Genomic DNA, 12,720 nt, shown 5'->3' on the forward strand with positions numbered 1-12,720 from the left:
CTCTCAAGCCCGCGGTTTTGCACCATAGTGGGTATTTTCGACCCGTTCGTGGGTAACACCGGTGCAGTGTTGATGGTTTGGTCGACTTGAGCTGTAGGAGGAATCGCTTTTTTTGCGATGAATTCGAACTCCGGGTAAACCCCCAGACCATTTGTCAGTCGTAGCCTTATAAGCTGTAGTCAAAAGGTGCGCGGCAGCGCGCGCCCTCAGTCGTAATCAGGAGTCCTGTGCAATGACGCGCACTCGTAAAATTGTCGCTTGGAGCTGCGCCAGCTTCGTTCTGTTAATCGCCGTGGTGGTGTTGTTGCTGGTGTTCTTCGACTGGAACCGCATTAAGCCGCCCCTGAATGCCAAGGTCTCCGAAGAGCTGCATCGCCCCTTTGCCATCAATGGCAACCTTGCTGTGGTGTGGGCACGTGAGCCGGATGAAGGCGGTTGGCGCGCCTGGGTGCCATGGCCGCACGTGATCGCCGAAGACCTGACGCTGGGCAACCCCGACTGGTCGAAAAAACCGCAAATGGTCACGCTCAAGCGCGTTGAATTACGTATTTCGCCGTTGGCGCTGTTGGTGCAACGCGTGGTGATCCCGCGTATCGACCTCACTGAACCGAGTGCCGACTTGCAGCGCCTGGCCGACGGCCGTGCCAACTGGACCTTCAAATTCGACCCCAAAGACCCCAACGCCGAGCCTTCCAGCTGGGTGGTCGACATCGGCGCCATCGGCTTCGACAAGGGCCATGTGACCCTCGACGACCAAACCCTCAAGACCCAGCTCGACGTGATCATCGACCCGCTGGGCAAGCCGATTCCTTTCGGTGAAATCGTGGGCGACGCGGATGCCAAAAAGGCCCTGGAAAAAGGCTCGGCGCCCCAGGACTACGCCTTTGGCCTGAAGGTCAAAGGCCAATACCACGGCCAGAAACTCGACGGCACCGGCAAGATCGGCGGCCTGCTGGCCTTGCAGGACGCGGCCAAGCCGTTCCCGCTGCAAGCTCAGGTGAAAATCGCCGACACCCGCATCGCGTTGGCCGGCACCCTGACCGACCCGCTGAACCTCGGCGCCCTGGACCTGCGCCTGAAACTGGCAGGCACCAGCCTGGGTAATCTATACCCGCTGACCGGCGTGACGCTGCCCGATTCCCCCGCCTATTCCACCGACGGTCACCTGATCGCCAAGCTGCATGAAGCCAGCGGTGCCTCTTTCACTTATGAAAACTTCAACGGCAAAATCGGCGACAGCGACATCCACGGCAACCTGAGTTACGTCGCCAGTCAACCACGCCCCAAGCTCAGCGGCGCGCTGGTGTCCAACCAACTGCTGATGACCGACCTCGCGCCGCTGATCGGCGCAGACTCCAACGCCAAACAAAAGGCCCGTGGCGGTGAAAGCAAGCAACCGGCAACCAAGGTGCTGCCGGTGGAGGAGTTCCGCACCGAACGCTGGCGCGACATGGACGCCGACGTCGAATTCACCGGCAAACGCATCGTGCACAGTGCCGATTTACCGTTTACCGATCTCTACACGCACCTGGTGCTCAACGATGGCGAACTCAGCCTGGAGCCGCTGCGTTTCGGCGTGGCGGGCGGCAAGCTGGATGCGCAGATTCGCTTGAACGGCCGCACCGTGCCGATGGAAGGGCGGGCCAAACTCACCGCGCGCAATTTCAAGCTCAAGCAACTGTTCCCGACCTTCGAACCGATGAAAACCAGCTTTGGTGAACTCAACGGTGATGCGGATATTTCCGGGCGCGGTAATTCCGTGGCGGCGCTGCTGGGCACCTCCAACGGCGACCTGAAAATGCTCATCAACGATGGCGCGATCAGCCGTGGCTTAATGGAAATCGCCGGGCTCAACGTCGGCAACTACGTGGTGGGCCGCCTGTTCGGCGACAAGGAAGTGAAGATCAACTGCGCGGCGGCGGACTTCGGCATCAAGACCGGCCTGGCCACCACCCGCCTGTTTGTGTTCGATACCGAGAACGCGATCATTTACATCGACGGTACGGCCAACATGGCCACCGAGCAGTTGGACCTCACGATCACGCCTGAATCGAAAGGCTTCCGCCTGTTCTCGCTGCGCTCGCCGCTGTACGTCAACGGGCCGTTTATCAAGCCGAATGCGGGTGTGAAGGCGGTGCCGCTGATGCTGCGTGGCGCAGGTATGGTCGCGCTGGGTGTGATCGCCGGCCCGGCGGCTGGGTTGCTGGCCTTGGTCGCGCCAAGCGGCGATGAGCCGAACCAGTGCGCGCCGTTGCTGCAGCAGATGAAGGAAGGCAAAGCGCCGAAAACCGTGAAAAGTAACTGAGGGAACCCGAAAGCAAATGTGGGAGCTGGCTTGCCTGCGATAGCGGTGTAACAGTCGGCAGATGTGCTGACTGGTTGATCGCTATCGCGGGCAAGCCCGCTCCCACAGGGGCTCAGCGGTGTTGCGGGTTACAGGTCCGCAGATTGTCGGCGCTGACAGCGGCGACGTCACTGACAAAACCCGAAACCAAATGTGGGAGCGGGCTTGCTCGTGAATACGGTGGGTCAGTCGATAGCTTAGTTGACTGATAGTCCGCCTTCGCGAGCAAGCCCGCTCCCACAAGGATATTGCAGTGTTGCGGGTTACAGGTCTTGCAGAATGTCGGCCATGTCGTCGGCGTGTTCTTCTTCCTGGGCCAGGATCTCTTCGAAGATGCGACGTGTGGTCGGGTCTTTGTCGCCGATGTACTGGATGATTTCGCGGTAGCTGTCCACCGCAATGCGCTCGGCCACCAAGTCTTCGTAGACCATTTCTTTCAGGTTATTGCCGGCCACGTATTGGGCGTGGGAGTTCTTCGACAGCAGGTCGGGGTTGAACTCCGGCTCGCCGCCCAATTGCACGATGCGCTCGGCCAGTTTGTCGGCGTGCTCGGCTTCCTGGGTAGCATGCTCGAGAAACTCATCGGCGGCGACGCTGGCTTTCAGGCCGGTGGCCATGAAGTAGTGACGCTTGTAGCGCAACACGCAGACCAGTTCAGTGGCCAGCGAAGCGTTGAGCAGGCGGATGATTTCTTCGCGATCGGCGTCGTAGCCTTCGGTCACGGCGCCGTTTTCGACGTTCTGGCGGGCGCGTGAGCGCAGGGTCGCAACGTCAGTCAAATGTGCTTCAGTCATCTCAATCTCCTGGTGCTAATCCGGTTTTACGCCACGCTCTGCCGGCGTGATCGCTCTCAGTTGTGAGTCCCGCGCAACGCAAAAAGTTTTATCGGATTTCACACCGCCTGGCCGGACAGCCTGGCTTCCTCCTGCACCCACTGGAAAAACGCCCGCACTGGCGGATGGCGTTCACGCCCCGGCACACAAAGCGCGCTGTAACCCGCGCCGCCGACACTGACCTGCGGCCGATAGGGCACCAGCAAGCCGCTGGCAACGCTTTCCGACACCAGAATATTGCTCGCCAGCACCAGGCCCTGGCCGGCGATCGCCGCTTGCAGCGCGTAATGCTCCTCGTCGTATTCGCGCAACGGCAGCCTGTGATCCAGCCATGTTTCCGCGGCTTTGTGGCACCAGGCTTGCCACCCCAAGGCGTAAAGCTCGGAGTTGTGCCAGCGCACGCTGATCAGCGTCGGCACTTGACTGCTGGCCCGCGCAACCTGCTCGGGCGAGCCATACACCGCAAAACATTCATCGAACAGGCATTGGCCGTACAGGTTCGGGTAGTCGCCGATGCTATAGCGAATCACCAGGTCGACGCTGGCGTCCTGCTGCAGATCGAGCACCTCGCACTGGGTATCCAAGCGCAGGTTGATGTCCGGGTGGGCGGCGTAGAAGCGCCCCAGCCGTGGCACCAGCCATAGCGCCGCAAAGGCTGGCGTCGTGGACACGGTGAGGTGCCCGGCACTGCGTTGCGGGCGCAATGTATCGATGCTTTGCGCCACGTCCAGCAAGGCGCCGTGCAGGCTGTGAAACAGCCGCTCGCCGCCTTCGGTAAGACGCACCCGGCGCGGCAGGCGTTCGAATAACGGCACGCCCAGCCAGGTTTCCAGCGCGCGAATCTGATGCGATACCGCGGTAGGCGTCACCGACAATTCCTCGGCCGCGGCTTTGAAGCTCAGCAGGCGTGAGGCTGACTCAAAGGTGCGCAACGCGGTAAGGGGCAGCGAGGCAAACATTCAGGCTCCATGGATGAAATGGATTCATCCGGGTTAACTATTGCTCATTTGTCGAGGCTGGCGCTCAGATCTAGATTTGCTGGCAAGAAAGGCGGCCATCCAGGTCGCTTGAGTCTACTCCGTCAAGGTCTATACAGATGAAAAAAATGCTAGTAATTCACGCCAGCCCACGTGGCGAACGTTCTCATTCCCGGCGCTTGGCAGAGTCGTTTCTCGATGCTTGGCAGGCCGCCAACCCCGATGCCCGGCTCACCCGTCGTGAAGTCGGCCGGGCCTTTATTCCGCACGTTACCGAAGCGTTTGTCGCGGCGAATTTCTACCCCGAGCCGCAATCCCTGCCGAAGGTGATGAAGGCCGACTTGCAACTGAGTGACGAACTGGTCGGCGAGCTGATCGAGCATGAGTTGCTGGTGATTTCCATGCCGTTGTACAACTTCGGCGTGCCCAGCGGCCTCAAGGCCTGGATCGATCAAATCGTACGCATGGGCCTCACCTTCGACATCAGCCAAGACGCCCAAGGCATTGCGCAATACCGGCCTTTGCTGAACGGCAAACGCGCGTTGATCATCACCAGCCGTGGCGGCAACGGGTTTGGCCCAGGCGGCGAAAATGAGGGGATGAACCACGCTGACCCACACTTGCGCACGGTGCTGGGCTATATCGGCATCGATGATATTCGGGTGATCGCCGCCGAAGGTGAAGAGTCGGACAAGTCCGTATTCCTGCGCGCCTGTGAAGAAGCCGAGCGCCAGTTGCATGACCTGGCCGGGCATTTCTAAAGCGCTGGCGGTCATGGGGCGGTCATGTCGAGTGGTCTAGGATGACGTTATCGCCCCCAATCAGGATGCCCGCCGCATGCCCGAATCCCTCGCCACGCGTTACCCGCTCGTGCTGGTGCCCGGCATGCTGGGTTTTGTGCGCCTGGTGCTGTTCCCTTACTGGTACGGCATTGTCCCGGCACTGCGGGCGGGTGGCGCGCAGGTGTTTGCCGTGCAGGTGGCGCCGCTGGATTCCAGCGAAGTGCGCGGCGAGCAGTTGCTGGTGCAGATCGAGCGGATCCGCCGCGAGACTGGCGCCGACAAGGTCAACCTGATCGGCCATAGCCAAGGGTCGCTCACCGCGCGTTATGCCGCGGCCAAGCGCCCGGAATGGGTGGCGTCGGTGACGTCGGTGGCCGGGCCCAACCACGGTTCGGAATTGGCGGACCATTTCCATACTCACTATCCGCCGGACAGCTGGAAAGGCCGGGGCGTGAGTGCGGTGTTTCATCTGGTCGCCTGGGTGATGGGCCTGCTGGAAACCGGCTATCGCGGGCCACGCTTCAAGGCGGATTTACAGGCGTCGCACCAGTCCTTGACGTGCGAAGGCGTGGCCCGGTTTAACCGCCAGTATCCCCAAGGGCTGCCGGAAACCTGGGGCGGGCAGGGCGCCGAGGTGGTCAACGGCGTGCGTTATTACTCGTGGTCCGGCACCTTGCAGCCGGGCAAGACCGATCGCGGGCGTAACCTGCTGGACGGCACGAACCGCAGTTGCCGGTTATTCGCCCGCAGTTTCGTGCGCGAGAAGGGCCAGTGCGACGGCATGGTCGGGCGCTACAGCTCACACCTGGGCGTGGTGATCGGCGATGACTATGCGCTGGACCACTTTGATATCGTCAACCAGTCGTTGGGGCTGGTGGGCAAGGGCGCTGAGCCGATTCGGTTGTTTGTTGAGCATGCGCGAAGGCTGAAAGCGGCGGGGGTTTAGCAGGTGGACCGCGTTATCGTTCATCGCAGGCAAGCCAGCTCCCACAGTTGACCGTGTTCCAACCTTGGAATGGGGGCGAATGTGGGAGCTGGCTTGCCTGCGATAGCGGTGTATCAGGCCACACTGGCCTCACGGCGCACCGGCGTCGTCCAACGCTCCGACAAAATCACCCCGCCCAACGTCAGCAAGCCGCCCACCAAGTGGTACAGCGCCAACTCTTCCTTCAGCACCACCGCCGCAATCAGCGCGGTAATCAACGGCAGCAAGTTGAAAAACAGCGTGGTGCGGCTTGGCCCCAGGGTTTTCACCGAGTGCATCCACGCCAGCGGCGCGAGCATCGACGCCAGCAAGCAGGCGTACAGCACCAGCGGAATATTCGCCCAGCCCAGGCCCGCCTTGGTCGAGAACAGGAACAACGGGAACAACACCACCACCGCCACCAGCACCTGCAGGTACAGCAACACCAACGGCGGCAGGCGCAGCTGCCATTTTTTCAGCAGGGTGCTGTAGACCGCGTAGGCCAGCGTGGCGATCAGCATCATGCCGTCGCCCAGGTTGAGCCCGTGTTGCAGCAGTGCGCCGAGGTTGCCGGCCGAGACCACTACCACCACGCCGGCGAACGACAGCACCGCGCCGGTCAGCGCGCCGAAGGTCAGGCGCTGGCCGAGGCTGATAATGGCGGCGGTCAATGACATCAACGGCATCAGCGAGAGGATGATGCCCATGTTGGTGGCGCTGGTCAGGGTCGCGGCGTAGTAAGCCAGGCTTTGGTACACCGCCATGCCCAGCACGCCGAGGATGAAGACTTTGCCCAGGTTCGGGCGGATCAGCGCCCAGTTGGCAATCACTGGCTTGAGCATGAACGGGGTAAACAGCAGCGCCGCGAGCAACCAGCGATAAAAGCCGATTTCTGCGGGGAAGATTGTGCCCACGGCCAGTTTGTTGACCACGGTGTTACCGGCCCAGATAAAGATGGCCAGCAGGGGATACGCGTATTGCATCGAAAGAAACCAGGTGTGTTGGTGAGGCAGGATTATCCCTTGTCTGGATCGAAGCCTATACTGCGATCCAGACAAACGACCTTTGTATCCAGACAATATGGCCAGACATACCGTACGCCTCGCTGATTTCCACAGCCTGCCGAGCCCGGTCTACTTTCGTTACTCGGATTTCGCCCCCGACACCGAGTGCACCCCGCACCGGCATTTCTGGGGTTCGCTGGACTATTCGGCCAACGGCGTGATGCGCATGGAGGTCGCCGGCAGCCGCTTTATGTCGCCGCCGCAGTACGCGGTCTGGATCCCACCGAACACCGAACACAGCTCCTACAACGCCCAGGCGATTGTCTATCGCTCGGTGGGTTTGGCCCCGGAACTCTGCGAGCAATTGCCGCAGGCGCCGTGCACCCTGGCGATCAGCGAGATTCTCAAGGCCATCCTCAGCGACTTTGCCCAGCGTGACGTCAATATTGCGCAGACCGAAGCCGACATCCGCTTGGCCCAGGTGCTGGTGGACCAACTCAAGCAAGCACCGATTCACGATTGCTTCCTGCCCTATGCGCGCCACCCCGGGCTGCTCGGCGTGCTCGAAGGCATGCAGGCTCAACCGGGCGATAACCGCCCGCTGGCGCAGTGGGCTGAGCAAGTGCACGTCAGCGAGCGCACCCTGGCGCGCCAGTTTGTGCGCGAGCTGGGCATGAGCTTTGGCGAATGGCGCCAGCGCCTGCGCTACCTGGCGGCCATCGAGGCCTTGGACAGCGACCACAGCGTGCAACACGTGGCGTTTGACCTGGGCTACAGCACCGCCTCGGCGTTTATCGCCATGTTCCAGCGCCACGCCGGCTGTACGCCGGAGCAATATCGCCGAACAAATATTCGCAGCCGGTGAAGATGTAACAGGCTTTGACTACACTCCTGCGTAGGCCGTGCCCCCCGGCACGGTAACAGGGAGAAAACTCCATGAAGATGCTGCGTATTCCGCTGTTAATGATGGGCCTGCTGCTGTGTTCCCAAGGGTTTGCCGCCACCGCTGCACAGACCGCCCAGCAACAAAAAATGACCACGTGCAACGCCGAAGCCAAAGGCAAGACCGGCGACGAGCGTAAAACATTTATGAGCACCTGCCTCAAGGCCGCTCCGGCAGCCAACGACGCCAAGACCCTGACGCCGCAGCAGCAGAAGATGAAAGACTGCAATGCCACGGCGAAAACCAAGGCGTTGACCGGTGATGCACGCAAGACCTTTATGAGCACTTGCCTCAAAGGTAGCTGATCAGGCGAATCCCCTGTGGGAGCGGGCTTGCTCGCGAAAGCGGTGGGTCATTCAACACATCATTGACTGAACGACCGCTCTCGCGAGCAAGCCCGCTCCCACACTGACGGTGTTCGCACTCTTCAGAACTCTCGCTTGATTCCCTCAAGGCTGGCAGACTGCCCATCCTTTAACGCCGTTCGTTTTGAGGCTGTATGCCAACGTTTTCTCAGCGTCACGTGTTGTTGCTGGTCAGTTGCATCATCATTTTCGGTGGATTACTGCTGGTCCTGCCGCTCAAACTGCTGCCCAGCCTGTTGGCCGGCCTGCTGGTTTATGAACTGGTCAACATGCTCACCCCGCAGTTACAGCGGCTGATCGAAGGCCGGCGCGCGCGTTGGCTGGCTGTGGCGTTGCTCGGCACCTTGATTGTCAGCGTGCTGACGTTGATCTTCGCCGGCGCCATCAGCTTCCTGCTCCACGAAGCGGAAAATCCCGGGGCTTCCCTCGACAAATTCATGGGCGTAGTCGACCGTGCGCGCGGCCAGTTGCCGCCGTTCCTCGACGCCTACCTGCCCGCCAGCGCCGCGGAATTTCGCGTGGCCATTGGCGATTGGCTGAGCAAACACCTGAGCGAACTGCAACTGGTCGGCAAAGACGCCGCGCACATGTTCGTCACCTTGCTGATCGGCATGGTGCTCGGCGCGATCATCGCGCTGCAACGCGTGCCCGACCTGACCAAGCGCAAACCGCTGGCCGCCGCGTTGTTCGACCGCCTGCACCTGCTGGTCCAGGCCTTTCGCAATATCGTCTTCGCCCAGATCAAGATCGCCGCGCTCAACACCATGTTCACCGCGATCTTCCTCGCGGTGGTCCTGCCGTTGTGCGGGATTCACCTGCCGCTGACCAAAACCCTGATCGTGCTGACCTTCCTGCTTGGCCTGCTGCCGGTGATCGGCAACCTGATGTCCAATACGCTGATCACCATCGTCGCGCTGTCGCTGTCGATTTGGGTCGCGGTGGCGGCGTTGGGGTATTTGATCGTGATCCACAAGGTTGAGTACTTTCTCAATGCGCGCATCGTTGGCGGGCAGATCAGTGCCAAATCGTGGGAATTGCTGCTGGCAATGCTGGTGTTCGAAGCCGCATTCGGCCTGCCGGGTGTGGTGGCGGGGCCGATTTACTATGCGTATTTGAAGAGTGAGCTGAAGCTCGCCGGAATGGTTTGACTGTGTTCCGGCAGGGCGACTGAAGAGCCGCCCTGTTCCCGCTTAGGACGCTTGTGAAGTTAGCCGGCGCCCAATCACATCCATCAAGTCACACCCATCCCGCAAGGGGATGGCCATCAGCTGTGCGAAGTCGTGAAGTACCACGGTATCGCTGCTGATCTCTTCTCGAAAAGCGAGGTTTTCCAATAGCTGCGTCACCGCGCGAATGCGAAAGGCGGCGGCTTCATAGAGCACATCGAGAGGGGCTTGAGTGTCGATGATTAAAGCGGGGATGGTGCAGTCGTGGCCGGTTAAGGGCATGTAACGATTCATAGTGAAACTCCGTGGTCTATAGGGAGCTTCCACTCGATTGTCGCCAAACAATAGGGTGGCAGCTGTACGCAGGTTGGCGAACCGGAAACCACGGAACCGGCAGACCCGAAGGTCTCCCGCGCACAGCTACCATAGACGCAGCTTTGCGGGTACAAGAATGCCTGCCAAGGAAGCAGACATTTTTGAACGTGGATTCAGGTCGCCAAACCTGATCGCCATGTGGGCGACGGGCGGACTATAAACGTCATTGAGTCAATGGTGCAAGGCGCAGGATGGCTTGGTTACAGCATTCAGGCGGGAGAGTGGGTTGAATGGTTTTGGGGCTGCTGCGCACCCCAGCGGGAGCAAGCTCCCTCGCCACAGGAGGGCTGTGGCGACTGGGATTTAGGGTGTGTGCAGGCCTAAATGTGGGAGCGGGCTTGCTCGCGAAAGCGGTGTGTCAGTCAGTACATCTGGTACTGAAGCACCGCCTTCGCGAGCAAGCCCGCTCCCACATTTGGATTTGCTGTGTTGGTGAGGGTCAGCTGCCGTAACGCTTGCTGGCCTCGATCGCCAAACCGCTGCCGATACTGCCGAAGATATTGCCTTCCACGTGCCGCGCATTCGGCAACATCGCCGAGATGCTGTGGCGCAGTGCCGGGATGCCGCTGGAACCGCCGGTGAAGAACACTGTGTCCACTTGCGCCACTTCCACCGAGGCATCGTTGAGCAATTGCGTGACGCTGTTGCGCACGCGCTCCAGCAAGCCATCAATCGCCGACTCGAACAGCGCGCGGCTCAGCTCAACGCTCAGGCCCGGTTCAACCCGGTCCAGCAGCACGTGGCGGCTGTCGGCGTGGGTCAGCTGGATCTTGGTTTCTTCCACTTCCATCGCCAGCCAGTGCCCGGCGCGCTGTTCGATCAGCTTGAACAGGCGGTCGATGCCGCCGGTGTCTTCGATGTCGTAGCGCATGCTGCCCAGGGCCAGCTGGGATTTTTGCGAGTACACCGAGTTGATGGTGTGCCAGGTGGCCAGGTTCATGTGGTGGCTGGTGGGCATGTAGGCGCCGCTTTTCATGCGGCTGCCGTAGCCGAACAGCGGCATCATGCCTTGCAGGCTGAGCTGTTTGTCGAAGTCGGTACCGCCGATGTGCACGCCGCCGGTGGCGAGGATGTCGCTCTGGCGGTTGTCGTTGTGGCGGCGGTCCGGTGACAGGCGCACCAGGGAGAAGTCAGACGTACCACCGCCGATGTCGACGATCAGTACCAGCTCTTCTTTTTCGATGGTGGACTCGTAGTCGAACGCGGCCGCAATCGGCTCGTACTGGAACGAAATATCCTTGAAGCCGATTTTACGCGCCACGTCGACCAGGGTGTTCTCCGCTTCCTGGTCGGCCATTGGGTCGTCATCGACGAAAAACACCGGGCGGCCCAGCACCACTTCTTCGAACTCGCGGCCGGCATTGGCTTCGGCGCGGCTCTTGAGCTGGCCGATAAACAGCGCCAGCAGGTCGGTGAACGGCATGGCCGTGCCGAGTACGCTGGTGTCGTGCTTGATCAGCTTGGAACCCAGCAGGCTCTTGAGCGAGCGCATCAGCCGGCCTTCGTAGTTTTCCAGGTATTCGTGCAGGGCCAGGCGACCGTACACCGGGCGACGCTCCTCGAAGTTGAAGAACACCACCGACGGCAACGTGATCTTGTCGTCCTCCAGCGCAATAAGCGTCTCCTCGCCGGGGCGGATCCAGCCGACGGTGGAGTTGGACGTGCCGAAGTCGATACCGCAGGCACGGGCTGGGGATGGGTTTTTCATGTCTATCAGGTTCCGGTTGAAAAACGGCCGCGCAGTGTATGCCAGTCGAAGGCGGATGCGTAGGCCAGCCATCCGTTAAATTGAGCTTGAAAGTTCGGGATTTGCCCCCACATCTGTTGCATACGGCTAGCGCCGATAACACTTTGACGCACCCCCGGGCCACAACCCTCAACACGTGCAAAGCAGCGCACGTTGTGCCCCGGGCTGTGCGATCTCGATTGAGGATGGTGAACCGCCGATGGATTTCAAAGACTACTACAAGATTCTGGGTGTCGAGCCGACGGCCGATGACAAGGAAATCAAGGCCGCGTACCGCAAGCTCGCGCGCAAATATCACCCGGACGTGAGCAAGGAAAAAGACGCCGAAGAAAAATTCAAGGACGCGTCCGAAGCCTATGAAGCGCTTAAAAGCGCGGATAAGCGCGCGGAATACGACGAACTGCGCAAATACGGCCAGCATGGCCAGCCGTTCCAGGGCCCGCCGGGCTGGCAGAGCCGTGGCGGTTTTGGCGGCGGCGCAGGCACTGAAGACTTCTCCGATTTCTTCAGCTCGATCTTCGGCAACCGTGGCGACGCCTTCGGTGGCGGCCAGCGCCGCCCGACCGGGCGCAAGGGCCAGGACGTGGAGATGCAACTGTCGGTGTCGCTGGAGGACACGCTGTCCACCGAGTCCAAGCAGATCAGCTTCCAGGTGCCGCAATACGACGGCTCGGGTCGCCACGTCAGCAACACCACCAAGAGCCTGAACGTGAAGATCCCCGCCGGCGTGGCCGACGGTGAGCGCATCCGCCTCAAGGGCCAGGGCGCGCCGGGCATTGGTGGTGGAGCGAATGGCGATCTGTACCTGATCATCAAGTTTGCGCCGCACGCCAAATTCGAAGTGGATGGCGAAAACCTGATCATCAACCTGCCTTTGGCACCGTGGGAACTGGCGTTGGGCGCGGAGGTGGCAGTGCCGACCCTCACCGGCAAGATCAACCTCAAAGTGCCGGCCGGCAGCCAGAACGGCCAGCGCATGCGCGCCAAGGGCCATGGCTTGCTGAACAAGGCCGGGCAGCGCGGCTACCTGTTTGTGCAGCTCAAGGCCGTAATGCCTAAAAGCAGTGACGAGGAGGTCAAGGCGTTGTGGCAAGAGCTGGCGCAGAAAGCCGCGTTCAACCCGCGTGAGCATTTCTGAGCCGCGATAAATACCTAGTGCTTTTCAGGCAGGGCTATTCGATAGGTTGGTGGTTTTACAGCCCGTCATGGATGGCCCGATA

At 60.8% G+C, this 12,720-nt stretch carries 12 protein-coding genes; 7 read left to right on the top strand and 5 right to left on the bottom strand.

Going from position 1 to position 12,720, the window contains the following annotated elements:
• Positions 1-232 precede the first annotated feature (232 nt).
• Positions 233-2,305, top strand: a complete 2,073-nt coding sequence (locus HX783_RS15205) for an AsmA family protein (protein WP_177017387.1) — start codon at positions 233-235, stop codon at positions 2,303-2,305.
• Positions 2,306-2,607: 302 nt separating this feature from the next.
• On the opposite strand, the gene HX783_RS15210 is transcribed toward HX783_RS15205, so the two are convergent.
• Complete coding sequence (locus HX783_RS15210) at positions 2,608-3,138, bottom strand: bacterioferritin (protein ID WP_106577657.1); 531 nt, start codon at positions 3,136-3,138, stop codon at positions 2,608-2,610.
• Between the two features lie 98 nt (positions 3,139-3,236).
• Positions 3,237-4,136 carry a LysR substrate-binding domain-containing protein gene (locus HX783_RS15215; RefSeq protein ID WP_177017388.1) on the bottom strand — a complete coding sequence of 300 codons (900 nt, stop codon included), beginning with the start codon at positions 4,134-4,136 and terminating at the stop codon, positions 3,237-3,239.
• Positions 4,137-4,273: 137 nt separating this feature from the next.
• Here HX783_RS15215 and HX783_RS15220 point away from each other — a divergent pair, with 137 nt between their 5' ends.
• Both HX783_RS15220 and HX783_RS15225 read left to right on the top strand, forming a co-directional pair.
• Positions 4,274-4,915 carry an FMN-dependent NADH-azoreductase gene (locus HX783_RS15220; protein ID WP_177017389.1) on the top strand — a complete coding sequence of 214 codons (642 nt, stop codon included), beginning with the start codon at positions 4,274-4,276 and terminating at the stop codon, positions 4,913-4,915.
• 76 nt (positions 4,916-4,991) lie between these two features.
• Positions 4,992-5,882 (top strand): triacylglycerol lipase, encoded by an 891-nt coding sequence (locus HX783_RS15225; protein WP_177017390.1) that lies wholly within the window; start codon positions 4,992-4,994, stop codon positions 5,880-5,882.
• A 113-nt stretch (positions 5,883-5,995) separates the two neighbouring features.
• Here HX783_RS15225 and HX783_RS15230 read toward each other — a convergent pair whose 3' ends face one another.
• Positions 5,996-6,883: a DMT family transporter gene (locus tag HX783_RS15230; RefSeq protein WP_177017391.1), complete on the bottom strand. Its 888-nt coding sequence runs from the start codon at positions 6,881-6,883 to the stop codon at positions 5,996-5,998.
• 97 nt (positions 6,884-6,980) lie between these two features.
• Between HX783_RS15230 and HX783_RS15235 the strand changes: the two genes are divergently transcribed.
• The 3 genes from HX783_RS15235 to HX783_RS15245 all read left to right on the top strand — a co-directional run bounded on the left by HX783_RS15235 (position 6,981) and on the right by HX783_RS15245 (position 9,360).
• Positions 6,981-7,769: a helix-turn-helix transcriptional regulator gene (locus HX783_RS15235; RefSeq protein WP_177017392.1), complete on the top strand. Its 789-nt coding sequence runs from the start codon at positions 6,981-6,983 to the stop codon at positions 7,767-7,769.
• A 71-nt stretch (positions 7,770-7,840) separates the two neighbouring features.
• Complete coding sequence (locus HX783_RS15240; protein WP_106577661.1) at positions 7,841-8,152, top strand: PsiF family protein; 312 nt, start codon at positions 7,841-7,843, stop codon at positions 8,150-8,152.
• 194 nt (positions 8,153-8,346) lie between these two features.
• Positions 8,347-9,360, top strand: coding sequence for an AI-2E family transporter (locus HX783_RS15245; protein WP_159953919.1), 1,014 nt, complete (start codon positions 8,347-8,349; stop codon positions 9,358-9,360).
• A 42-nt stretch (positions 9,361-9,402) separates the two neighbouring features.
• Here the strand turns inward: HX783_RS15245 and HX783_RS15250 are convergent, their stop codons facing one another.
• Both HX783_RS15250 and HX783_RS15255 read right to left on the bottom strand, forming a co-directional pair.
• Complete coding sequence (locus HX783_RS15250) at positions 9,403-9,672, bottom strand: hypothetical protein (RefSeq protein WP_177017393.1); 270 nt, start codon at positions 9,670-9,672, stop codon at positions 9,403-9,405.
• Between the two features lie 520 nt (positions 9,673-10,192).
• Positions 10,193-11,461 (bottom strand): Hsp70 family protein, encoded by a 1,269-nt coding sequence (locus HX783_RS15255; RefSeq protein WP_159953921.1) that lies wholly within the window; start codon positions 11,459-11,461, stop codon positions 10,193-10,195.
• A 238-nt stretch (positions 11,462-11,699) separates the two neighbouring features.
• On the opposite strand from HX783_RS15255, the gene HX783_RS15260 reads away from it, so the two are divergent.
• Positions 11,700-12,638: a DnaJ C-terminal domain-containing protein gene (locus HX783_RS15260; RefSeq protein WP_177017394.1), complete on the top strand. Its 939-nt coding sequence runs from the start codon at positions 11,700-11,702 to the stop codon at positions 12,636-12,638.
• Positions 12,639-12,720: the final 82 nt, after the last annotated feature.

Origin of the sequence: Pseudomonas sp. D2002, from assembly GCF_013385735.1 — a bacterium.
Classification (GTDB): Bacteria; Pseudomonadota; Gammaproteobacteria; order Pseudomonadales; family Pseudomonadaceae; genus Aquipseudomonas.